The sequence below is a fragment of the Streptomyces luteireticuli genome (assembly GCF_041519305.1).
Classification (GTDB): domain Bacteria; phylum Actinomycetota; class Actinomycetes; order Streptomycetales; family Streptomycetaceae; genus Streptomyces; species Streptomyces luteireticuli.
Genome location: NZ_CP167927.1, coordinates 1,331,126 through 1,355,345, shown reverse-complemented (window position 1 = coordinate 1,355,345; position 24,220 = coordinate 1,331,126). Strand labels below are relative to the sequence as shown.

At 75.1% G+C, this 24,220-nt stretch carries 11 protein-coding genes and 1 pseudogene; 8 read left to right on the top strand and 4 right to left on the bottom strand.

The annotated features are described in order from the left end of the window. Positions 1 to 31: 31 nt before the first annotated feature. From AB8735_RS05640 to AB8735_RS05605, 8 genes and pseudogenes are all read left to right on the top strand, one after another. The gene (locus AB8735_RS05640; protein WP_372405734.1) at positions 32 to 1,528 is read left to right on the top strand and encodes an AMP-binding protein; all 1,497 of its coding nucleotides are present in this window, start codon (positions 32 to 34) and stop codon (positions 1,526 to 1,528) included. After that, positions 1,525 to 2,775: a type III PLP-dependent enzyme gene (locus AB8735_RS05635; protein WP_372405733.1), complete on the top strand. Its 1,251-nt coding sequence runs from the start codon at positions 1,525 to 1,527 to the stop codon at positions 2,773 to 2,775. The genes AB8735_RS05640 and AB8735_RS05635 overlap by 4 nt, the downstream gene beginning before the upstream one ends. A gap of 63 nt (positions 2,776 to 2,838) precedes the next feature. Then, positions 2,839 to 13,023 (top strand): annotated as a pseudogene (locus tag AB8735_RS05630) (SDR family NAD(P)-dependent oxidoreductase); the annotation flags it as partial. Positions 13,024 to 13,092: 69 nt separating this feature from the next. After that, positions 13,093 to 13,881 (top strand): phosphopantetheine-binding protein, encoded by a 789-nt coding sequence (locus AB8735_RS05625; protein WP_372411781.1) that lies wholly within the window; start codon positions 13,093 to 13,095, stop codon positions 13,879 to 13,881. Positions 13,882 to 14,042: 161 nt separating this feature from the next. Continuing rightward, positions 14,043 to 15,215, top strand: coding sequence for a sensor histidine kinase (locus AB8735_RS05620; protein WP_372405732.1), 1,173 nt, complete (start codon positions 14,043 to 14,045; stop codon positions 15,213 to 15,215). Positions 15,216 to 15,312: 97 nt separating this feature from the next. Beyond that, the gene (locus AB8735_RS05615) at positions 15,313 to 16,023 is read left to right on the top strand and encodes a VC0807 family protein (RefSeq protein WP_372405731.1); all 711 of its coding nucleotides are present in this window, start codon (positions 15,313 to 15,315) and stop codon (positions 16,021 to 16,023) included. Positions 16,024 to 16,157: 134 nt separating this feature from the next. After that, positions 16,158 to 16,916: a SpcZ gene (locus tag AB8735_RS05610; RefSeq protein WP_372405730.1), complete on the top strand. Its 759-nt coding sequence runs from the start codon at positions 16,158 to 16,160 to the stop codon at positions 16,914 to 16,916. A gap of 173 nt (positions 16,917 to 17,089) precedes the next feature. After that, a complete protein-coding gene (locus AB8735_RS05605; RefSeq protein ID WP_372405729.1) occupies positions 17,090 to 17,434 on the top strand; it encodes a DUF6355 family natural product biosynthesis protein in 345 nt (114 codons plus the stop codon). Positions 17,435 to 17,502: 68 nt separating this feature from the next. Here AB8735_RS05605 and AB8735_RS05600 read toward each other — a convergent pair whose 3' ends face one another. From AB8735_RS05600 to AB8735_RS05585, 4 genes are read right to left on the bottom strand one after another with little or no spacing between them, the layout of a single operon-like run. Beyond that, positions 17,503 to 18,375 (bottom strand): TauD/TfdA dioxygenase family protein, encoded by an 873-nt coding sequence (locus AB8735_RS05600; RefSeq protein WP_372405728.1) that lies wholly within the window; start codon positions 18,373 to 18,375, stop codon positions 17,503 to 17,505. Between the two features lie 23 nt (positions 18,376 to 18,398). Continuing rightward, positions 18,399 to 19,094, bottom strand: coding sequence for a hypothetical protein (locus AB8735_RS05595; RefSeq protein ID WP_372405727.1), 696 nt, complete (start codon positions 19,092 to 19,094; stop codon positions 18,399 to 18,401). Beyond that, positions 19,057 to 20,136: a GSCFA domain-containing protein gene (locus AB8735_RS05590; protein ID WP_372405726.1), complete on the bottom strand. Its 1,080-nt coding sequence runs from the start codon at positions 20,134 to 20,136 to the stop codon at positions 19,057 to 19,059. Before AB8735_RS05590 ends, AB8735_RS05595 begins: the two co-directional genes overlap by 38 nt. A gap of 23 nt (positions 20,137 to 20,159) precedes the next feature. Further along, a complete protein-coding gene (locus AB8735_RS05585; protein WP_372405724.1) occupies positions 20,160 to 24,068 on the bottom strand; it encodes an amino acid adenylation domain-containing protein in 3,909 nt (1,302 codons plus the stop codon). Positions 24,069 to 24,220 lie beyond the last annotated feature (152 nt).

The window sequence follows — 24,220 nt, the reverse complement described above, 5'->3', positions numbered from 1 at the left end:
CCGGTCCCGGGCAACGATCGGAGACAGGACAGTGACGTTGGAAAAGCCGGTGCACGGCTTCCTGGACGAGGCCGCCGCGGCGGCACCCGGCTCCCGGGCGGTCCGCGACGCGCAGGGCGCCTGGACCTACGCCGAACTCGCGGAGCTCAGCCGCGCCTTCGAGGGCTGGCTCGCCGAGCAGGGCGTCGGCCCGGGCGACCGGGTCCTGGTGCGGCTGCCGAACCGGCGCGAGATGGCGGCCATGCTGTACGGCACGTCGCGGCGCGGCGCCGTCTTCGTGCCCATCAACCCGGGCATGAAGGACTACCACCTGGGCCCCGTCCTGGCCGACAGCGCACCCTCCGTGGTGATCGTCGACGACCGGCAGACCGCCGCGATGGCGAAGCTCACCGACGCCCCCGTGCACGGGGCGGACGAGGTGTGGGCGAAGGTCGGGGCCCGCCTGCCCGAGCCGCCGCGCGACGCGACCGCCGTCGGCCCCGGGGACCTGGCCGTCCTCATCTACACCTCCGGCTCCACCGCCGCGCCCAAGGCCGTCGCCTGCCCGCACGCGCAGATCTCCTTCGCCGTGCGCGGCATCGGCGGGATGCTCGGCCACACCGCCGACGACGTCTTCTACGTCCGGCTGCCGCTCCCGTTCGACTACGGCCTCTTCCAGCTGCTGCTGAGCGCCGAGGCCCGCGCCGAGCTGGTGCTGTCCGGCTCCGAGCCCGAGTTCACGCTCCTGGACCGGATCCGCGAGAGCGGCACCACCGTCCTGCCCGTGGTGCCCGCCCTCGCCTCGCTCCTGGTCGTCCTCGGCCGGCGCGACCCGGGCCCCAGCGCGGTGCGGCTCATCACCAACACCGGCGCGGCCCTGCCCCAGGCCACCATCGACGCGCTCCGCGAGGTCTTCCCCGGCGCCAAGGTGGCCCGCATGTACGGCATCACCGAGTGCAAGCGCGTCAGCATCATGCCCCCGGACCGGGACCGGGAGCGCCCCGGCTCGGTCGGACTGCCGCTGTCCGGCACCCGGGTGCTGATCCTCGACGAGAACGGCACCCCGCTGCCGCCCGGCCGCACCGGCGAGATCGTGCCCGTCGGCCCGCACGTCATGGCAGGCTACTGGCGCGCCCCCGAGCTGACCGCCCGCACCTTCCGGCCCGACCCCGACACCGGCGAAGTGCGGCTGCACACCCGTGACTTCGGGCACCTCGACGAGGACGGCTACCTCTACTTCGACGGCCGGCGCGACGACATGTTCAAGCGCAAGGGCATCCGGATGAGCACCATCGAGATCGAGGCCGCGGCCACCGACATCCCCGGGGTGCGCAACGCCGCCGCGCTCCAGCCCACCGAGGACCGCGATCTGGTGCTGTGCGTCGTCTCCGACCTGGCCCCGGGCGTCGTCCTGCGCGAACTGGCCAAGCGCCTGGAGGCCGCCAAGGTGCCCTCCGTCTGCCGCGTCCTCGACGCCTTCCCGCTCACCCCCAACGGTAAGACCGCCAAGGACCGGCTGGCCGCCCTCGTCGAGGAGGAGGCCCGATGACCGCCACCGCCGCCGGGCTCGCCCGGCGCTACGGCACCCCGCTGTACGTCTACGACCTGGACCGCGTCGTCGCCGCCCAGCGGGACCTGCGGAGCTCGCTGCCGGACGGCTTCACCGTCTACTACTCCTTCAAGGCCAACCCGCACCCCGAACTGGCCCGCGCCCTGCGCGAGATACCCGACGGGCCGTGCCGCGCCGAGGTGTGCTCCGAGGGCGAACTCGACTCCGCCCTCGCCGCCGGCTTCCCCGCCGCCGAGATCCTCTACGGCGGACCCGGCAAGACGGACGGCGAGATCACCCGCGCCGTCGCCGCGGGCGTGCGCACCTTCTCCGTGGAGTCCCCGGGCGACCTGCGCCGCGTCGGCACGATCGCCCGCGGCCACGGCGTGACCGCCGACTGCCTGCTGCGCGTCAACGACACCTCCTCCGCGGGCGCCACCAGCCTCCGCATGACCGGCGCGCCCTCGCAGTTCGGCATCGACCGCGAGACCCTCGCCGACGAGTACGCCGAGCTCGCCGCCGTCCCCGGCACCCGCCTGGTCGGCCTGCACTTCTACCCGCTGAGCAACGCCCGCGACGAGGACGGTCTCATCGGGGAGTTCCGGCAGAGCATCGCCACGGCCGCCGCTCTGCACGCCGAACTCGGGCTGCCGCTGCGCGCCCTGGACCTGGGCGGCGGCTTCGCCGCCCCCTACGCCGTCCCCGGCGAACGGCCCGTCTACGGCAGGCTGCGGGCGGCGCTGGAGGAGGCCCTCGACACCCATCTGCCCCAGTGGCGGACCGGGGAGATCCACCTCGCCTGCGAGTCCGGCCGCTATCTGGTCGGCGACTGCGGCGAGTTGGTGCTCTCGGTCACCAACGTCAAGGAGAGCCGGGGGAGGACCTTCGCCGTCGCCGACGGCGGGGTGAACACCCTCGGCGGCATGGCCGGCCTCGGCCGGCTGCTGCCGCTGGCCGTACGGCTCGACGAGGAGCAGGGCGAGGAGCAGGGCCGCGGGACGCGCACCGCCAGCCTGACGGGCCCGCTGTGCACGCCCGGCGACATCCTCGGCCGGGACGTCGAACTGCCCGACCCGGCACCGGGCGACCTGGTCACCGTGCCCAACGTGGGCGCCTACGGGGCCACCGCGAGCCTGTTGCTGTTCCTCAGCCGCCCGGCACCCGTCGAGGCGGTCGTCCGCGGCACGGAGACCGTCTCCGTCACACGGCTGGTGGCCCGGCGCACGCCGGTCGGCCCCGGCAACTGAACACGCCCCGGGGCGGCGCGCCCCGGGGCCGAGAACCATGAACTGTCGCAGCAGGAGCGGTGAGTGCGGATGAGCGGGTCCCAGGGCGTCGTCGAGACCACGGCCGGCACGCGGGGCGGGGCGGGCGAACCGCCCGCCGGCGCGGCGCGGCTGGCCGGACTGCCGGCGGTCGAGCAGGAACGGATCCTGTCCGTCCTGGTCGCCGCCGAGACCGCCGGGGTCCTCGCGGGCCTCGCGCGGGAGGCCGGGCGCGGGGCGGGGGAGACCCCCGGCGCGGACGAGGTGGCCGAACGGCCCGAACGGTCCTTCAAGGACCTCGGGTTCGACTCCCTGGCCTCCGTCGCCCTGCACGGCCGGCTCACCGCGGCCACCGGCGCCGCCCTGCCCGTCACCGTGGTCTTCGACCACCCCACCCCCCGCGCCCTCGCCGCCCACCTGAGGAGCGTGCTCACCGGCACCGGCACCGGCACCGGCACTGTCCCGGTGCCGGCCGCCGCGCCCGCGCCCGCGCCCCGGCCGGCCGACGAGGACGACCCCGTCGCCGTCATCGCCATGAGCTGCCGCTACCCCGGCGGCGTCACCAGCCCCGAGGAGCTGTGGCAGGTCGTCGACGAGGGCCGCGACGCCGTCTCCGGCTTCCCCACCGACCGCGGCTGGGACCTCGACGGGCTCTTCGACGAGGACCCGGACCGGCCCGGTACCGCGTACGTCCGCGAGGGCGGATTCCTGCACGACGCCGGACAGTTCGACGCGGCCTTCTTCGGGATCTCCCCCCGCGAGGCCCTGTCCATGGACCCGCAGCAGCGGCTCGCCCTGGAGACCGCCTGGGAGGCCTTCGAACGCGCCGGCATCGACCCGGCCGCCGTGCGCGGCACCCGGGTCGGCGTGTACGTCGGCGCCGAACCGCAGGAGTACGGGCCCCGGCTGCACGAGGCGCCCGAGGGCTACGAGGGCTACCTCCTGACCGGCAACGCCACCAGCGTCGTCTCCGGCCGCGTCGCCTACGCCCTCGGCCTGGAGGGCCCCGCACTCACCGTCGACACCGCCTGCTCCGGCTCCCTGGTCGCGCTGCACCTGGCCGCCGCCGCGCTGCGCCGCGGCGAGTGCGCGATGGCCCTCGCCGGAGGCGTCTCCGTCATGTCCACCCCCGGCACCTTCGTCGCCTTCAGCCGGCAGCGGGGCCTGGCTCCCGACGGCCGCTGCAAGGCGTTCTCCGCCGACGCCGACGGCACCGGATGGGCCGAGGGCGCCGGCATGCTCCTGCTGGAGCGGCTCTCCGACGCCCGCAGGAACGGCCACCGCGTCCTGGCTGTCCTCCGCGGCTCGGCCGTCAACCAGGACGGCGCGAGCAACGGACTGACCGCCCCCAACGGCCTCGCCCAGCAGCGCGTCATCCGCGCCGCGCTCGCCGACGCCGGACTGACCCCCGGGCAGGTCGACGCCGTCGAGGCGCACGGCACCGGCACCCGGCTCGGCGACCCCATCGAGGCCCAGGCCCTGATCGCCACCTACGGCCAGGACCGCCCCGGCGACCGCCCCGTCCGCCTCGGCTCCATCAAGTCCAACATCGGCCACGCCCAGGCCGCCGCGGGCGCCGCCGGTGTCATCAAGATGGTCCTCGCCCTGCGGCACGAACTGCTGCCCCGCACCCTGCATCTCACCGACCCCACCCCGCACGTCGCCTGGGACTCCGGCGCCGTCGCCCTCCTCGACGGGCCCGTCGCCTGGCCACGCGCCGACGAGCCCCGCCGCGCGGCCGTCTCCTCCTTCGGCATCAGCGGCACCAACGCCCACGCCATCCTGGAGGAGGCACCGGCCGAGGACCCCGCCGAGGAGCCCGCCGACGACTCCGGCGCCCTCGTCCCCTGGCCGCTGTCCGCCCACAGCGAGTCCGCCCTGCGTGCCCAGGCCGAGCGCCTGCGCGCCCACCTCGACCGCACCCCCGGGCTCCGCCCCGCCGACGTCGCCCACTCCCTGGGCACCGGCCGCGCCGCCCTCGCCCACCGGGCCGTCGTCCTCGGCACGGACACCGGCGCACTCCTCGCCGGCCTGGACGCCCTCGCCACCGGCGGCCCATCGCCCGCGCTCGTCACCGGAACCGCCCCCGCCGAGGCCGAACTCGCCTTCCTCTTCACCGGCCAGGGCGCCCAGCGGCTGAACATGGGGCGCGAACTGTACGCCGCCGAGCCCGTCTTCGCCCGCGCCTTCGACGCCGCCTGCGGACACCTCGACCTCCAGCTCGAACACCCGCTGCGCGACGTGGTGTTCGCCGACGAGGGCAGCCCGCTCGCCGCCCTCCTCGACCGCACCGGCTACGCCCAGCCCGCCCTCTTCGCCGTCGAGACCGCCCTGTTCCGCCTCCTGGAGTCCTGGGGCGTGCGCCCCGGCTTCCTCGCCGGGCACTCCGTCGGCGAACTCGCCGCCGCCCACGCCGCAGGCGTCCTCTCCCTCCAGGACGCCTGCCTGCTCGTCGCCGCCCGCGGCGTCCTCATGCAGGAACTCCCGCCCGGCGGCGCCATGATCGCCGTGCAGGCGGCCGAGGACGACGTGGCCCCCCTGCTCGCCGGCCGCGAGGGCGAGTTGACCGTCGCCGCCGTCAACGGCCCCGACGCACTGGTCCTGTCCGGCGACGAGGACGCCGTCACCGCCGTCGCCGGCGAACTCGCCGCACTCGGGCGCAAGACCAAGCGGCTGCGCGTCTCGCACGCCTTCCACTCGCCGCGCATGGACGCCATGCTCACCGAGTTCCGGCAGATCGCCCAGGCCCTCGACTACGCGCCGCCTGCAATCCCGGTCGTCTCCAACGTCACCGGCGCCCTGGCCACCGAGGCCGAACTGTGCTCCCCCGACTACTGGGTGCGGCACGTCCGCGACGCCGTCCGCTTCGCCGACGGCGTGCGCACCCTGGAACGCCACGGCGTCCGCGCCTTCCTCGAACTCGGCCCCGACGGCGTCCTCACCGCCATGGCCCAGGACTGCCTGACCCCCCGGCACGCCGAACGCTCCGTCCTCGTCCCCGCCCTGCGCGCCGGACGGCCCGAACCGGCCACCCTGCTCACCGCCGTGGCCCGGCTGCACACCCACGGCGTGCGCCCCGACTGGGCGGCCCTGCTCGCCCGGCACACCCCCCGCACCGTCGACCTGCCCACCTACGCCTTCCAGCGCAGCCACTACTGGCTGACGGCCCCCGCCCGAACCGACGCCGACGCGCTCGGCCTGGGCACCACCGCCCACCCGCTGCTCGCCGCCGCGGTCACCCCGGCCGGCGGCGGACTCCTGCTCACCGGCCGGCTCTCCCTCCGGTCCCACCCCTGGCTCGCCGACCACGCCGTCTCCGGCGACGTCCTGCTGCCCGGCACCGCCTTCGTCGAACTGGCCGCGCACGCCGGTGACCTGACCGGCTGCTCCCGCGTCGAGGAACTCACCCTCCAGGCCCCCCTGGTCCTCCCCGAGCGGGGCGCCGTCCGGATCCAGGTCTGGGCCGGCGAACCCGACGACACCGGCCGCCGCCCCCTCGCCGTCCACTCGCGGCCCGCCGACGCCCCCGACGACGAGCCGTGGACCGCACACGCCGCCGGCTACCTCCTCCCCGACGCCGCCCCCGCCCCGGACGCCGACGGCACCTGGCCGCCCGCCGGCGCCGAACCCCTGGAACTGGACGGCCTCTACGAGCGCCTCCGGGGCCAGGGATACGGCTACGGGCCGCTGTTCCAGGGCCTGCGCGCCGCCTGGCGGCGCGGCCCCGAGACCTACGCCGAGGTGGCCCTCCCCGAGGACGCCGGGGCGCAGGCGTTCGGCCTGCACCCGGCCCTGCTCGACGCCGCCCTGCACGCCATCGGTCTCGACGAGGACCGCGGCCTCGAACTCCCCTTCGCCTGGACGGGGGTGACCCTCCACGCGAGCGGCGCCGCGCACCTGCGCGTCCGCATCGCCCCCGCCGACGGCGACGCCGTCTCCCTCACCGCCACCGACCCCGCAGGCACCCCCGTCGCCACCGTCGACGGCCTCGTCCTGCGGCCCCTGGCCCCGCAACAGGCCACCGCCGTCCGCGACTCCCTGTTCACCCTCGCCCCGGCCCCGGTCGCCCTCCCCGCCGGGGACGCCCCCGCCCCGGTCCTCGTCACCGGCGACCCGGCGGCCTGGGGCCTCGGGGACGCCGACGACGTCCACCCCGGCCTCGCGGCCCTCGCCGCCGACGCCCCCGCCACCGTCGCCCTCCTGTGCGGCCCGCTCCCGGCACAGGGCGGCGCCACCCCGCCTGACCAGGCACGTGCCGCCCTCGCCCGGACCCTCACCGCCGTCCACACCTGGCTCGCCGACGACCGGTTCACCGCCTCCCGGCTGGCCCTCGTCCTGCCCGGCGCCGACGGCACCGGCGGCATCGACGACCACGCCGACCTGGCGTGGGCCCCCGTCCGCAGCCTGATCCGCTCGGCCCAGCTGGAGAACCCCGGCCGCCTCGCCCTCCTCACCACCGAGGAGGCAGCCGTCCCGGACGATCTCGCCGCGGCCCTCGCCACCGGCGAACCCGAACTCGTCCACGCCGACGGCACCTGGCACGCCCCCCGCCTCGTCCGCGCCGACGTCACCCCCGCCGACGTCACCCCCGCCGACGGACCGGCGCTGCGCACCGACGGCACCGTCCTGATCACCGGCGGCACCGGCGGCCTGGGCCGCGTCGTGGCCCGCCACCTCGTCACCCGGCACGGCGTCCGCCGCCTGCTGCTCACCGGACGGCGCGGGCCCGAGGCGCCGGGCGCCGCCGAACTCCACGCGGAACTCACCGAGTCGGGCGCCGAGGTCACCATCGCCGCCTGCGACGCCGCCGACCGTGACGCACTGGCCGCCCTCCTCGCCACGGTTCCGGAAGAACACCCGGTGACCGCCGTCGTGCACACCGCCGGAGTCATCGACGACGGCCTGGTGGCCTCGCTCACCCCCGGGCGCCTCGACACCGTCCTGCGCCCGAAGGCCGACGCCGCCTGGCACCTGCACGAGCTCACCCGCGGCCTCGACCTCGATGCCTTCGTCCTGTTCTCCTCGGCCGCCGCCACCCTCGACAGCGCCGGACAGGGCAACTACGCGGCCGCCAACGCCTTCCTGGAGGCCCTCGCCCGGCACCGCCACGACCGGGGTCTGCCCGCCACCGCCCTCGGCTGGGGCCTGTGGGCCGAGCGCACCGGCATGACCGACGGCCTCTCCGACGCCGACCTGCGGCGCATGGCCCGCTCCGGCCAGGGCGCCCTGCCCACCGCCGACGGACTCGAACTCCTCGACGCCGCCCTGGCCATGGACGCCCCCGTCCTGCTGCCGATGCGCCTCGACCTCGCCGCCGTACGCCGCCGCGCCGCCGACGACGGCGTCCCCGCCGTCCTGCGCGGCCTCGTCCGCGCCGCCGCTCCCACCCGCCGCGCCCTGGGCCCCGGCACCCCCGCCCCCGGCCCGGCCACCCCGCTCGGCGACCGCCTCTCCGGCCTCCCCGAGGCCGAACGCACCGAAACCGTCCTGGAGTTGGTCCGCAGCCAGGTCGCCACCGTCCTCGGCCACGTCGACTCCGCCGCCATCGACCCCGAGAGCGCCTTCCAGGCCATCGGCTTCGACTCGCTGACCGCCGTCGAACTCCGCAACCGGCTCAACACCGCCACCGGCCTGCGCCTGCCCGCCACGCTGATCTTCGACTACCCCAACCCGCAGGCGCTCGCCGAGTTCGTCGCCCGCGGCCTGACCGGCACCGCCGAACGCGCCGCCGACACCGCCCCCGTCCGCGCGGCCGCCGACGACGAGCCCCTGGCCGTCGTCGCCATGAGCTGCCGCTACCCCGGCGGCATCACCTCGCCCGAGGACCTGTGGCACCTGGTCGCCACCGGCGGCGACGGCATCACCGGCTTCCCCGCCGACCGCGGCTGGGACCTGGCCGGGCTCTACGACCCCGACCCGGACACCCCCGGCACCACCTACGCCCGCGAGGGCGGCTTCCTGCACGACGCCGCCGCCTTCGACGCCGACTTCTTCGGCATCGGCCCCCGCGAGGCCACCGCCACCGACCCCCAGCAGCGCCTGCTGCTGGAGACCACCTGGGAGGTCCTCGAACGGGCCGGTCTCGACCCCACGTCCCTGCGCGGCAGCCGCACCGGTGTCTTCGCCGGCGTCATGTACCACGACTACGCCGCTCGCCTCGGCGGACAGGTGCCCGAGGGCATGGAGGGCTACCTCGGCAACGGCAGCCTCGGCAGCGTCGTCTCCGGCCGCGTCTCCTACACCTTCGGGCTGGAGGGCCCGGCGGTCACCGTGGACACGGCGTGCTCCTCGTCCCTGGTCGCCCTGCACCTGGCCGCGCAGGCCCTGCGCAGCGGCGAGTGCACCCTGGCCCTGGTCGGCGGCGTCACCGTGATGGCCACCCCCGACACCTTCATCGACTTCAGCCGCCAGCGCGGCCTCGCCCGCGACGGCCGCTGCAAGCCGTTCGCGGCCGCGGCCGACGGCACCGGCTGGTCGGAGGGCGTCGGCATGCTCCTCGTCGAACGGCTCTCGGACGCGCGGCGCAACGGACACCCCGTGCTGGCCGTCGTCCGCGGCAGCGCTGTCAACCAGGACGGTGCGAGCAACGGCCTGACCGCCCCCAACGGCCCCTCCCAGCAACGCGTCATCCGCCAGGCCCTCGCCAACGCCGGTGTCCCCGCGGCCTCCGTGGACGTGGTCGAGGCCCACGGCACGGGCACGACCCTGGGCGACCCGATCGAGGCACAGGCCCTGCTGGCCACCTACGGCCAGGACCGGCCGGAGGACCGGCCGCTGCGGCTCGGCTCGATCAAGTCCAACCTCGGCCACACGCAGGCCGCCGCCGGTGTCGCGGGCATCATCAAGATGGTCATGGCGATGCGCGAGGGCGTCCTCCCGCGGACGCTCCACGTCGACGCGCCGACCCCGCACGTCGACTGGTCCGAGGGCGCGGTCGAGCTCCTCGCCGAGGCGATGGACTGGCCGGAGACGGACGGGCCGCGGCGCGCGGGCGTGTCGTCGTTCGGCATCAGCGGGACGAACGCCCATGTGATCCTGGAGCAGGCGCCGGTCGCCGATGATCCGGTGCGCGACGTCCCCGGTGACGGGGGTGTGGTGCCGTGGGTGCTGTCGGCGAAGTCTGCGGCGGCGCTGAAGGAACAGGCGGAGCGGCTGCGGGAGTTCGTGGACGGGCGTCCCGGACTGTCCCCGGCCGACGTGGGGTTGTCGCTGGCGACGTCGCGTGCGGTGCTGGAGCACCGTGCGGTGGTGTCGGGTGCGGGCCGTGAGGAGTTGCTGGAGGCGCTGGGGGCGGTTGCCGGGGATGCTGCCGTCAAGGGGAAGCTGGCGGTGCTGTTCACGGGGCAGGGTGCGCAGCGGGTCGGGATGGGGCGTGAACTGCGTGCCGCGTTCCCGGTGTTCGCGGATGCCTTCAATGCGGTCTGTGCCGAGTTGGACTTGGAGCGGTCGCTTGTCGAGGTGATCGACGGGGACGAGGAGGCGCTGGGCCGCACCGAGTACACGCAGGCCGCGCTGTTCGCGGTCGAGGTCGCGCTCTACCGTCTGGTCGAGTCGTGGGGTGTTCGTCCTGACTTCCTGGCCGGGCACTCGGTCGGTGAGGTCGCTGCCGCGCACGTCGCCGGGGTGTTCTCCCTCGCGGACGCTGCTCGTCTGGTGGTGGCTCGCGGGCGTCTGATGCAGGCGTTGCCGGCCGGTGGCGCAATGGTCTCCGTCCAGGCGTCGGAGGAGACGGTCCTGCCGCTGCTGGCCGGTCGCGAGGACGAGGTGGGCATCGCGGCCGTCAACGGCCCGCTGTCCGTGGTGATTTCCGGTGCCGAGACCGCCGTCCTCGACATCGCCGACGTCCTGGCCGCCGACGGTGTGAAGACCAAGCGCCTGCGCGTGTCCCACGCCTTCCACTCCCCGCTGATGGAGCCGATGCTGGAGGACTTCCGCCGGGTGGCGGAGGGCCTGTCGTACGCGTCTCCCGCGATCCCCGTGGTCACCACCGGTGATGTGACGTCCCCCGACTACTGGGTGTCCCACGTCCGCGACACCGTCCGCTTCGCCGACGCCGTCCGCACCCTGGAGGGCGAGGGCGTCCGTACGTTCCTCGAACTCGGCCCGGACGCCGTCCTGTCCGCGATGGGTCAGGAGTCGGCGACCGCCGGCGCCGCGTTCGTACCCGCCCTCCGCAAGGACCGCGACGAGGAGCGCACTCTCGTCGACGCGCTCGGCCGGCTCCACACCCGTGGTGCGACGGTCGACTGGCGGGCGTTCTTCGCGCCGCACGGCGCCCGCCGCGTCGACCTGCCCACCTACGCCTTCCAGCACCGTCCGTACTGGCTGATCGCCCCGCCGCCCGGCGGTGACGCCACCGGCCTGGGACAGGACCCGGCCGAACATCCGCTGCTCATGGCCGCCGTCGCCCCGGCCGACAGCGACCGGCTGCTCCTCACCGGGCGGCTGTCGCTGGACACGCACCCCTGGCTCGCCGACCACGCGGTGTCCGGAACGGTGCTCGTGCCCGGCGCCGCGCTCGTCGAACTGGCCGTCCGGGCCGGTGACGGCGTGGGCTGCGGCACGCTGGACGAACTCACCCTGGAAGCACCGCTGGTGCTGCCCCCCGCCGGGGGAGTCCAGCTCCAACTGCTGGTGGGCGAGGCCGAGTCCGACGGGCGGCGCCCGCTGAGCGTGCACTCGCGGGCCCAGGACGCGGGAGCCGGTGCGCCGTGGACCCGCAACGCCGTCGGCCGACTGGCCCCGGAGGCCGGGGAACCGACCTTCGACCTGTCCGCGTGGCCGCCCGCCGGAGCGGAACCGGTGGACACCGACGGCCTCTACGGGGACCTCCTCGCCACCGGCCTGGCCTACGGCCCGGTGTTCCAGGGCCTGCGAAAGGCCTGGCGCCGGGGCGAGGAGGTGTACGCCGAGGTCGTGCTGCCGGAGGGCAACGCCCCCGAGACGTACGGACTGCACCCCGCGCTGCTGGACGCCGCGCTGCACGCCATCGGCGTCGGCACCGCGGCCGGGGACGGCCGGGCCGAACTGCCCTTCGCCTGGAGCGGGGTGACCCTGCACGCCGCCGGCGCGTCGGCGCTGCGCGTGCGCGTCGCGCCCGCCGGGAACAGCGGGGTGACCCTCGCCCTCGCCGACGCCACCGGCGCCCCGGTGGCGTCGGTCGGGTCGCTGGTGCTGCGACCGGTGTCGGACGAGCGGATCGCCGCCGCCCGTGGCGGTGCCCACGAGTCGCTGTTCCGGCTGCAGTGGCCGGAGTTCGCCGCGGACGGGGCCACCGGCGCCGCCGTGCGGTGGACCGAGTGCGCGCCGGGCGGCAGGCTGCCGGATCCCGGCGACACCGCGCCGGAGGCCGTCGTGGTGCGCTGCCACGACGCCTCGGGCGAGCTGTCCGCACAGGCAGTGCGTGAGGCCGTCGGGCGGGCCCTGGCCGTGGTCGGCGCGTGGCTCGCGGACGAACGGTACGCGGCCTCCCGGCTGCTGCTCCTGACCCGCAACGCCGTCCCGGCGGCCGAGGGGGAGGACGTGGCCGACCCGGCGCACGCGGCCGTGTGGGGACTGGTGCGGGCGGCGCAGGAGGAGAACCCGGACCGCCTCGTCCTCCTGGACGCGGACGGCTCCGAGGACGACCGTGCGATCGCCGCGGCCCTCGCCTCCGGCGAACCGCAACTCGCCCTGCGCGACGGTCGATTGAGGGTGCCCAGGCTGGCACCTGCGACGGCCGGCGGGGCGGGGGCCGCCTTCGGCCCGCAGGGCACGGTGCTCGTCACCGGCGGCACGGGCGGGCTCGGCCGTGTCATGGCCCGTCACCTGGTGACGGAACACGGGGTGCGGAGCCTGCTGCTCACCAGCAGGCGCGGACCTGAGGCACCGGGCGCCGCCGAACTGTGCGCGGAACTGGAGGCGTTGGGCGCCCGGGTGACGGCCGTCGCCTGCGACGCCGCCGACCGGGAGGCGCTGGCCGCGGTGCTCGCGGACGTCCCGCCGGACCGTCCGCTGACCGGAGTGGTGCACTGCGCCGGCGTCCTCGACGACGGGCTGGTGACGTCCCTCGACGCCGGGCGCGTGGACACCGTGCTGCGGCCCAAGGCCGACGCGGCCCTCCACCTGCACGAGCTCACCCGCGACCTCGGGCTGTCGGCCTTCGTGCTGTTCTCCTCGGTCGCCGGCACGCTGCACGGCGCGGGGCAGGGCAACTACGCGGCCGCCAACGCCTTCCTGGACGCCCTGGCCCACCGCCGGCGCTCTCTCGGGCTGCCGGCCGTGTCCCTCGGCTGGGGGCTGTGGGCGGAGAGCGGCGGCATGGCCGCCGGGCTGTCCGGCGCCGACCTCCGGCGGATCGCCCGCTCCGGCCTCCCGGCCCTCGCCACGCCGGAGGCGCTCGCCCTCTTCGACGCGGCAATCAGCGGCACCTCGCCCGTGCTGTTCCCGATGCGGGTGGACCGGGCCGCGCTGCGGGACCGCGCCGACGGCGTCCCGGCGCTGCTGCGCGGCCTGGTGCGCACCCCCGTCCGGCGGGCCGCCGTCCGGGAGCGGGCGGCGGAGGAGGAGCAGACGACGCTCGCCGGGCGCCTGGCCCGGCTCGGCGCCGCGGAACAGGACCGGGCGCTGCTCGACCTGGTCCGTACGCATGTGGCGGCCGTGCTGGGGCACGCGGCGGCGGAGGACGTGCAGCCCTCGCGGGGCTTCACCGAGCTGGGCTTCGACTCGCTCGCCTCGGTCGAGCTGCGCAACCGGCTCGCGACGGCCACCGGACTCCGGCTGCCCGCCACGCTGATCTTCGACTATCCGAACCCCGAGGTCCTCGCCAAGTACCTGGGATCCGAACTGATCGAGGAACCGGCCCCCGAGGAGCAGGGATTCGCGGCCGGGCTGGCCCGGCTGGAGGCCGCCCTGGACGGCGCCCTCGGGACCACGCGCGCCGGGGACCCCGAGCACACGGCCGTCGAGGGCCGGCTGAGGGCCCTGCTGAACCGGTGGACCCGGGCCGCCGCGCCGGAGGCCGAGGAGGAGCAGGACCTGAGCGCCGCGACCGCCGACGAGGTCTTCGGCATGCTCGACACCATGCTGGAGGGCGACCTCGACCTGTAGCGGCCGGGCACCGGCCGGCGCGGCGGCCCGCCGCACCGGCCGGTGCGAGAATTCCGGGAGCCGGCCTCCGGCGTGCGCGCGTACGCCGGCCCGGGGCCGGCATCCCCGGCGGTGCCGAACGGAAGGAGACGGGGGCCGGGCGCTCCGTACCCCCGCAGTGCATGGACGATCTCTCACGCCACCACGGTTATCGGTTCGACCTCACCGGCTGGCCGGCACGGCGCGGCCGGGAGCGGCGGCTGACCCCCGCCGCGCGCCTGGGCGGCGGCGCGCTGTCCGTGAGCTTCCTGGGCTTCCTCGCCCTGCCGGCGGTCGCCGCCCTCGACGGCAGGTACGGGCCCGGCCGGTCGGCGCTGCTGCTCATCTGCGTCCTCCTCTACGGGCTGAGCTTCCTGCTGGTGTTCTGGTTCGGCTCACGCGCCCGGCGCGCCTGCCGGGTGGCGATGGTGGGCTGGCTGGTGCTGCTGGGGTCGGGGATCGTGGCGGTCACCGGGGCGTTCAACGCCCTGTTCTTCCTGGGGTACGCGCTGGTGGGGGCGATGCTGCTGCTGCCGCCCTGGGCCGGCCCGACGCTGGGGGCGGGCACCGCGGCCGCGGGGCTGGCCCTGTCCGCGTCCACCGCGAGCGGCCCGCAGTGGCTGGGCTCGGGGCTGCTGCTGCTCGCGGCCCTGTCGGTCACCTCGACCTTCCTGCTGATCGACGCGCTCGTCCAGCTCAAGGAGGCCGGTGCCCGGATCGCCGAGCTGGCCATGGCACAGGAACGGTCCCGGCTGGGCCAGGACCTGCACGACGTCCTGGGGCACAGCCTCACCGTCATCGCCGTCAAGAGCGGGCTGCTGCGCCGGCTGCTGGAGAGCGGCGCCGACGAGGAGCGGGTGCGGGCCGAGGTGCTCGACATCGAGGAACTCTCGCGCCAGGCCCTGACCGAGGTGCGGGCGACCGTCTCCGACTGCCGGCAGGTGACGCTGGCCGGGGAACTGGCCGGGGCGCGCCGCGCCCTGGCGGCCGCCGGGATCGCCGCCGATCTCCCGCAGGCCGTGGACGAGGTCCCGGCCGGGCTCCGGGAGGCCTTCGCGTATGTGGTGCGGGAGGGCATCACCAACGTCATCAAGCACAGCGGGGCCCGTCGTTGCACGGTGCGGCTCGGCGCGTCCTGGGTCGAGGTCCGCGACGACGGCACCGGGTCCCCGGCCTTCGCCCCGTCCGGCGGGGGGCACGGGCTGTCCGGGCTGTCCGGCCGGCTGCACGCGGCCGGCGGGACGCTGACCGCCCGGCGGCTGCCGGAGGGCGGGTTCCTGCTGCGCGGGGAGGCCGGGCCCGGGTCCGGCCCATGACAGATGTCATGGGCCGGTCGTGAGGAATCGCCGAGGTGGTCCGGGGCCCGGTCCACCAGGCTGGTGTCGTACCGAACGAAGAAGAACGAGGTGTGGAATGGCCACCGCAAGCACGCGCGCGAACGACGGCGGGACACAGGGTTCCCTGCTGAGGACGTTGCTGCCGATCCTCATCGACGTCGTCCTGCCCCTCAGCCTCTACTACACCCTGCACCTCGGCTTCGGCGTCTCCTCGTTCTGGTCGCTGGCCGCGGGCGGCGGGGTGAGCGCGGTGCACGGCCTCTACGAACTGCTCGTCAACCGGCGGCTGGAGACGCTGCCGGTGGTGGTGACGGTCAGCAGCCTCGCGGGCATGGGGCTGTCCGTGGTCAGCGGCAGCGAACGCTTCATGATCGCCAAGGATTCGTTCGGCAGCGGCATCGTCGGCCTGTCCGTCCTGTGGTCGGTCTTCACCACCAAGCCGATGATGACGCAGGGGCTGCGCCCCTTCTTCACCCGTGGCGACGCCGTGCGGCTGGCCGCCTGGGACCGGATAGCGGTCCGTCCCCGCTTCCGGCAGGTCGAGCGGCGGACCACCCTGGTGTGGGCCCTGTCCCTGATCGCGGAGTGCGTGGCCCGCGTCGTCCTGGCCTATGTCCTGCCCGTGGAGACGATGGTGTGGCTCTCCACCGTCCTGCTGGTCAGCGCGATCTCCTTCGCCTGCGTGGTCGGTGCCGCGGTGGCCGGCCCGATCCTGCACATGCTGGACGCGGAGGCGGCCGCAGCCGAGGAGCACCCCCGCCCGGCCGCGGACGTGATCGGCGGCTGACGCCCCCGCCGCCCTCCCGGAACGTGATCATCGCGACATCGCGCCGGGCGCCCCGGCACGTCAGGATGGCGTGACGGGCCGGAGCGCAACCGGTCCGTACCACGCAGCAGTACAGCGGAACAGGAGAAAGAACCGTGAGCCGTCCCGCGCCCTCCGCCGAGGCCCTCCCGCGTTTCCTCGCCCGGCTCGACGCCGCCGCGGCCGGCCGCTGGGAGGAGCGGCCCGCGCAGGGACCGGACCTGCCGGAGTGGCTCGTCCAGCTGGCCGGCGCGCTGTGGGGCGGCCAGGACCCGGACGCGGCGGGGGAGTGGGCCCGGCGGACGTACGACGCCTGTGCGCGTCTCGACGGGCGGGTGCCCTTCGCCGTCGTCCACGACTGGCACGCCCGCACCGTCGCGCCGCTGCTGGGGGAGGGGCAGGAGGGCGTACGGGCGCTGCACCTCCGGGCGTCGGAGGGCGAGCAGGTCACGGCGGACGCCTGGGCCGCCGCCCTGGAACCGGCGTTGCGGGACGTCCACCGACGTGCCTACCCGTACGCCGACGCCTTCGCCACGGCCGCGGCCAACGCCCGTGCCTGGGCGAGGACGAACGACTACGGCGAGGCCGAGGCCGAGGAGTTCGCGGACGGTTACGCCCGGCTGAACACCGGGGCCAATGTGACGTCCTACGCCGACGCCAACGCCCTTGTCCACGCACGGGCGTTGGCGTCGGCCTTCGCCACGGGGGACGCCGCCGCCTACGCGGCCTGCTACCCGTTCGCGACGGCGAACGCCTACGCCCTCGCGCTCGCCGGGCAGGACGTGCCGGACGGCGGGGAGGAGCGGTTCGGGGCGGCCTGCGGGCGGCTCGGGGACGGCCTGGCCGACAGCCTGGAGCGGGCCGCCGGAAGGTGATGCCGGCGGAAGGGCCGGGAAAAGGACGGGAGTTCGATCCCGGCAACGCCGTTCCACCCCCTTCGACCACCGTCGAAACCCCTGGTGACTCGGCTCCCGCCAGGCCACTCTGGCGTCGTCGGAAGCGGTGCGGGGACGGTCCCGGCACCATCCTCCGGCGAAGGAGACGACGCATGAAAATCCGTGGATCACTCACCGCCACCGCGGTCCGGCTCGGCCTCGCGGCCGCCGCCCTGGCCGGTGCCCTCGCCTGCGGGACGGTCGCCCCGGCGACAGCCGCCCCCGAGCGGATCCAGGGCTGCGGCTGGAACGAGAGCAGGGGCGGAGAACGGGCCTACTACGAGCACTGCGCCACCAACACCAACGTGTGGATCCAGGTCAAGCGGTGGCCCCGGGGCGACTACCACCGCTGCGTCGGACCCGGCCGCACCAACCTGGACTTCGACGCCACGGGCGCCTGGTACGACAGCACCTACCAGGGCGGGCTCTGCTCCCACCCGGGGGACACCGGGCCCTGACCGGGGCACCGGCCGATGACGGGCCGCCCGTCCCCGCGGGGGAGGGGGCGGGCGGCCCGTACGGGAGATCAGGCGTGCGGCCGGGTCCCGTCGATGGCGACCCGCCGCCCGTAGCGGCTGTGCGGGTAGTAGTCCCAGATCGCGTGGTGCTGGAGGCAGCGGTTGTCCCAGAACACCAGGGTGTTCGGCTGCCAGCGCACCCGGGCGACGAGCAGCGGCGTACCGGCGATGTGCTGGTACAGCATCTCCAGCAGGGCCTTGCTCTCGGTGGCCGAGAGCTGGGGGATGCGCTTGGTGTAGGGGCGGTTGACGAAGAGGAGCTTGCGGCCGGTGTCCGGGTGGCGGACGACGAGCGGGTGCTCGTTCACCGGCACCTCGTAGTCGGCCGGCGGGCCCTGCTCGCCCCACGGCTGGGCACCGTCGTGGATCGCGGTGAGGCCGTCGAGGAACGTCTTCATGGTGGGCGAGAGCAGCTCGTAGGCGAGGTGCATGTTGGCGAACATGGTGTCGCCGCCGCTGCCGCCCTCCGGGATGCGGGTGATGTGGAGCATCGAGCCGAGCGAGGGCTCGGCGTCGGCGGTGCCGTCGGCGTGCCACCCGTTGCCCGCCACGTTCTTCGACTCGGCCGAGGCGCTGATCTCCAGCACGTACGGGTCGCTGTCGGGCGCGGCCAGCGCCACCGGGTGCAGCGGGCCGAAGTGCGCCGCGAACCGCTTGTGGTCCTCGGCGGTGATGTCCTGGTCGCGGAAGACCAGCACGTGGTGGGCGAGGAACGCGTCCTTGATCTCGGCGAGTTGACGTTCCGTCACTTCCTGCGACAGGTCGACGCCGGAGACCTCGGCACCGAGGACCGGGGTCAGCGGGTCCAGGGCGATCGTCCCGTAGGCGGGCTTCGGGCGGGTGGTGAGCGCCTTCACGGCGTCGAGTGCGTAGTCTTCCATGACCTTTCCTGGGGGAGTGGCCTTCACAGCCCGCGGTCGAGCAGCTCGGCGAGGATGATGCGGCCGAAGGCGAGGTTGCCGTGGATGATGTCGTCGGTCTCGCACAGCTCGGGCCGTTGGAGCCCCGACGCGTCGGTGGTGCGGGCGCGCAGGTCCACGATCTCCACGCCCAGTTCGGCGACGGCCCGGCGGACGCTCTCCTGCGCCGCCATGAACACCTCGCGGTCCGACATGCCGGGCACCCGCTGCGGCGGCATCACCGCCAGCACCCGCAGTCCCAGGCGGCGGGCGTGGGCGTAGAAGGCCAGCGCGTCGCGGACGGCGGCCCGGACGAGCGCGTCGAAGAGGGGACCGCCGAGGAAGCCCGGCGGGAAGCCGCCGTCGCGCGTGCGGTAGATCCGCCAGTTCTCCGTCGTCGCGACGAAGTGGGCGCTGAAGCCGAACGTGCACACCAGCGGCACGGTCACCCGGTCCAGGCCCGGGACGCCCAGCTCGTCGAGGAACGAGCGGTACCGGGACTCCGCCTCCTCGCCGCGGAAGACGACGTCGTCGCCGCGCGGGTCGTAGAACCCGGCGGTGAACTCCCGTCCCGCGCCGACCGGGCCGCCCGCGAAGGGCACGCGGGCGGCCTGCGCCGCCCGGCCCACGGGACCGGCGTGGGAGTCGCCCAGCAGAAGGAACCTAGCGGGGGCTGTAGTAGTCGAGTACGGCGTCGTCACACCAGAAGTCCTCTCCGGCGGCGGGCCGGTCGTGGTGGTCGGGGGCGGTCGCGGCGGGAGCGGGTGCGGCGGCGGGAGCCGGGGCGGGGTCCTGCTGCGGAGCGATCGCGCCGAAGAAGCGGTTCATGACGAAGGCGACGCCCTCCGGTGTCACCGTGCGCAGGTTCGGCTCGAAGAACGCGCCCCGGAACGGGACGCCCGTCACGATCTCGTACGACGGGAAGTAGTCGATGTGGTCGTGCTCGGTGGCCAGTTGGCCGGCGACGGCCCGCAGGACCGACTTCGAGTGGGTGGTGGCGGTCAGCACGTGGCCGCCGGTGGCGGTCGCCGTGAGCGGCACCGGCGAGACGGTGAGCAGCACCCGCAGCCCGGGGTTGACGGACCGGGCCAGGTCGAGGGCGGCGGTCAGGTCCCGGCGCACCTCGTCGAAGGTGAAGTTGTGGAAGACGTGCCGCCCGGGGTCGAAGGCGCCGCGCACGGTGCCCGGGCAGACCGGGTGCACCGTGCCGTCGGCGCGGTCGCGCCACGCCTCGGTCAGCCCCAGCGTGAAGATCAGGCAGTCCGCCTCGGCGAGACCCTCGCGGATCGCGGCGAGCGTGGTGGCACGGGCGGCGAACAGCTCCTCGGCCGAGGCGTGTCCGGCCGGTTCGACCGAGGGGCGGCAGGGGTCGTGGTACCGGCCGTCCTCCTGCCAGACCTCCCGGGGCGGCTCCTCCGCGCCCAGCGCCCAGGCGAACCACTGCCGCAGGACGGCGGCGGTGTAGATGTTGCCGGTGCGGAAGGAGGAGACGCCGAAGTGGCGGTCGCGGCGCTGCTCCGGGGTCAGGCCCGGGGGAGCGAGCTCCGTGTCGCGCCAGTTCATGCCCCGGTCGCGCAGGGCGCGGCCGATGTGGCGGGCGAAGCAGGACCCGGCCGTGAGGAGGACGTCGTCCTGGCCGATGGGGAACTTCGGGGTCCACAGGCCGTCGATGTCCGACCGGGCGGGCTCGGCGACCGCCGTCCGCCAGAAGGAGCGGGGCGGGAGTGACTGGTAGGGATTCATGGGATGGTGCTCTCGGCCTCGGTTCATCGGTTCGTCGGTTCGCCCGCGTCAGCAGCCGTCGGTTCGGTGGACGGGGGCGCCGGCGGGCGGGACAGCTCGGCCTCGATCACCGCGGCCACCCGGCCGACCCCCTCGCCCTCCAGCACGTCCCAGTGGCCGCAGGCCAGCGGCTCGACGGTCAGGCCGTTTCCGGTCCGCCGGGCCCAGAACTCCCGCTGGCGACGCAGGTGTCCGGGGTCCACGCGGTCGTCGTCCGCGCCTTCGGCCTGTACCAGCACCGTGCGGGCCGTCGTCGGCTGCACCTCGTGGTCCCGCGTCGTCAGCCTGCTGTGGTTGTAGACGTGGAAGTAGCGTTCGATCTGCTCGTCGTCGATGCCCGGGTACATCCCGTTGAAGCGGACGAGCTTGTCGCGGAACTCGGCCAGCTCCACCGGCTCGATCAGGGCCCGTTCGGCCGGGTCGTCGGTGCCGTGGGTGTCCAGCAGCACCACGCTCACGCCGGTGCGGCCGGCCGCCGCCAGCCTGCGGCCCATCTCGTGGGCGATCAGGCCGCCGTACGACAGCCCGGTGAGCACCAGCGGCCCCTCGGGCAGCGGCCCGACGAGTCGCAGATACTCCTCGGCCATCTCCCCGATGGACGGGAGGAACGATTCGCCTTCGTTGAGGCCCGGCGCCTGGATGCCGGTCACCCCGACCTCGCCGGGCAGCAGCCCGGCGAGCGGCAGATAGCAGAAGGCGGTGCCGCCGGCCGGATGGACGCAGAGGACCCGCGAACTCCCGTCGCCGGGACGGAACTCGACGAGGCTCCCGGGACGGCGCTCCGCGGCGCCCTCGCGGACCAGACCGCCCAGCGCCTCGATCGTCGGGTGCAGCAGGACATCCCGCACCTGCAGGGGCACGCCGAACGCCTCGCGGACGGCGTGGGCCAGCTTGATGGCGGAGATCGACGTGCCGCCGAGGGCGAAGAAGTCGTCCCGTATCCCGATGTCCGGGTGCAGCAGCAACCCCTGCCATATCTGATACAGCGTCAGCTCTATGTCGTCGCGCGGGCTAGCCTGGTTGACGGCGGCGGGCCCGCGGGCCGCGGCGCGCTCCAGCACCGCCGCACGGTCGAGCTTGCCGTTGGCCGTCAGCGGCAGGCGCGCGAACTCCACGAAGACCTGCGGGACCATATAGTCCGGCAGCCGCCGGGCCAGCGCCGCCCGCCACTCCGTCGCCGGACGGGGCTCCACGGCGTCCCGTCCCACGGCCGCCACCAGCACGGGACCGCCCCGCGCGGCACGGTCCACCAGCACCGCCGCCTCGCCGACGCCGGGCTCGGCCAGCAGCGCGGCCTCCACCTCGCCCGGCTCGATCCGGAACCCGCGCAGCTTCACCTGGTCGTCCCGGCGCCCCACGTACTCCAGGGCGCCGTCCGACAGCCACCGGGCCAGGTCGCCGGTGCGGTACATCCGCCCGCCCGGCACGAACGGGTCGGCCAGGAACCGCCCGGCCGTCAGCCCCGGGCGGCCCAGATAGCCGAGGGCCAGGCCCGCCCCGGCCACATACACCTCGCCCGGCACACCCGGCGGCACCGGCCGCAGCCGCTCGTCCAGCACATGGACACGGGTGTTGGCGATCGGCCGGCCGATCGGGCTCTGCCGCTCCAGCGGCCGGGGCGTGAAGTACGCGGTGCTGTACACCGTCGTCTCCGTCGGCCCGTAGCCGTACAGGATCCGCAGGCCCGGCACCGCCTCGGCGAAGCGGTGCAGCGCCCCCTCGGGCAGCGACTCCACGCCCGTCAGCAACTGGCGCAGTTCCAGGCCCTTCAGCCGCTCCCCGGGCGCCTCGTCGATCCACCGGACGAAGGCCGGCGGCAGGAACGCCTGCGCCACCCGGTGCTCCCGCATCCAGTCCAGCAGCGCCGCCGGGTCCAGGCGCACCTCGTCCGGCACCGGGTACAGCACGCCCCCGGTGGTCAGCGGCAGCAGCAACTCCTGCTGGGCGACGTCGAATCCGGTGCTCGCCCACTGGGCCGCGGGCTCGCCGGGCAGCGCGCCGAACCGTGCCAGCCAGTGGTCCAGCAGGTTGAGGACGGCGCGGTGCGGCACGGCCACGCCCTTGGGGCGGCCGGTCGAACCGGACGTGTAGATCACATACGCCAGGTCGTCGGGGGACGCCGGGACGCCGGGCGCGTCCTCGCGCTCCGCCTCCGCCTCGACCGCGGCGAGCGGCAACCACTCCTCGGGCGGCGCCGGTTCACCGGTCAGCACCACGGCCGGAGCGGCGTCCTCCACCATCCCGGCCAGTCGCTCCCCGGGCAGGTCCGGGTCCAGCGGCAGACAGGCGGCACCGGCCTTGAGGACGCCCAGGGCGCCCACCGCCAGCTCCGCCGAACGCCGCAGATGCAGGCCCACCACCTGGCCGCGCCGCACCCCCCGGGCGATCAGGGCCCGGGCCAGCCGGTTGGCGCGCCGGTCCAGTTCCGCGTAACCGAGCCGCACCTCACCGTCCACGACGGCCGGGGCGTCCGGACGCGTACGCGCCTGCGCCTCGAAGCGCTCCACCAGACCCGCCGAACTGCCCTGCAGAACGGTGTCGTTCCACTCCTCCAGCACCCGGTGGCGCTCCTGCCCGTCGAGCAGCGACAGGTCCGCCACCGGACGGTCCGGGTGGCGCGCCATCCACTCCAGCACCCGCCGCAGCCGGCCGACATAGCGCTCGGCCGTCACCTCGTCGAACAGCGCCTCGGCGTAGCGCAGGCTGCCGGTCAGCCGGCCGTCCTTCTCCGCCACCATCAGCGTCAGGTCGAACGTGGCGCCGGGCGCCGGGAGTTGCAGCGGCGACACCTCCGCGTCCGCCAGCTCCAGCGCACCGCCGTCCGTGTACTGCCACGCGAGCATGTTCTGGAACAGCGGGGTGTGCGCCGGGCTGCGCACCGGCTTCACCAGTTCCACCACGTGCTCGAACGGCAGGTCCTGACGGCGCAGCCCCGACCGCGCCACCGTACGCACCCGGTCGAGCGCCTCGGCCACCGTCGGCTCCCCCGACAGGCCGATCCGCAGCGCCAGGGTGTTGACGAAGAAGCCCGCGACGTCCTCGACGTCGCCCCGCCGGCGGTTCGCGACCGGAATGCCGACCACGAGATCCCGTTGCCCCGACATCCGCGAGAGCAGCAGGGACCAGCCGGTGAGCACGGTCATGAACACGCTCGCGCCGTGCTGCTCGCCGAGCGACTTCACCGCCGTCGTCAGTTCCGCGTCGAAAGCGAAGTGCACTTCGCCGCCGCGGTAATCCTGTTCCGCCGGGCGCGGCCGGTCCGTGGGAAGTTCCAGCAACGGCGGCGCATCCGCCAGGGATTCCGTCCAATACGCGGCCTGTTCCGCGAACGTTCCGTCCTCCCACTCGCGCTTCTGCCGCACGGCGTAATCCGTGTATCCCGAGAGGAGCGGCGGCAGGGGATCGGGTTCGCCCCGCCGGAACGCCGCATAGAGGGAACCGAGTTCCCGCATCAGCAGGACTTCCGTCCAGCCGTCGTACACGATGTGATGGAACGTCAGCAGCAGATGGTGCCGCTCCGCGCCCAGGACGACCAGCCGGCCGCGCGCCAGCGGACCGCGGGCCAGGTCGAAGGGGGCGGCGGCCTCCTCCCGCCGCAGCCGCTCCAGGTCGGTGCCGGCGGTCCCCGAGAGGTCGTCCACGGACAGCGCGAACCCGGTGTCCACCGGGTCCACATGCTGGAACACCTCGCCGTCCACGGCCGACAGCCGGGTGCGCAGCGCCTCGTGCCGGGCGGTCAACGCGTCCAGCGCACGGGCCAGGGCGACGCGGTCGAGGGGGCCGCGCACCTCGAAGGCGAGCGGCACGTGGTACGCCTCGCTCGCCCCCGGCAGTTGGGCCAGGAACCACAGCCGCCGCTGGGCGAACGACGCCGGAACGCGGTCCCGCGCCACGGGGGGCGGTTCGGATCGGGGGGCGCTGGGAGTCTGCTGCGCGGGCAAGGCTGTTTCTTCTCCTCGGGGGAGGGTGGTTCTTGCGTCGGGCTCCGGTAGGCGTCGTCAGGGCAGGACAAACTCCGGGCCGAACCGGTCGCCATGGGCCGTGA

Coding starts and splice junctions, on each gene's coding strand:
- AB8735_RS05635 (WP_372405733.1), top strand. CDS start 1,525: ATGACCGCCACCGCCGCCGGGCTCGCCCGGCGCTACGGCACCCCGCTG.
- AB8735_RS05625 (WP_372411781.1), top strand. CDS start 13,093: ATGGCCGCCGGGCTGTCCGGCGCCGACCTCCGGCGGATCGCCCGCTCC.
- AB8735_RS05620 (WP_372405732.1), top strand. CDS start 14,043: ATGGACGATCTCTCACGCCACCACGGTTATCGGTTCGACCTCACCGGC.
- AB8735_RS05615 (WP_372405731.1), top strand. CDS start 15,313: ATGGCCACCGCAAGCACGCGCGCGAACGACGGCGGGACACAGGGTTCC.
- AB8735_RS05605 (WP_372405729.1), top strand. CDS start 17,090: ATGAAAATCCGTGGATCACTCACCGCCACCGCGGTCCGGCTCGGCCTC.
- AB8735_RS05600 (WP_372405728.1), bottom strand. CDS start 18,375: ATGGAAGACTACGCACTCGACGCCGTGAAGGCGCTCACCACCCGCCCG.
- AB8735_RS05590 (WP_372405726.1), bottom strand. CDS start 20,136: ATGAATCCCTACCAGTCACTCCCGCCCCGCTCCTTCTGGCGGACGGCG.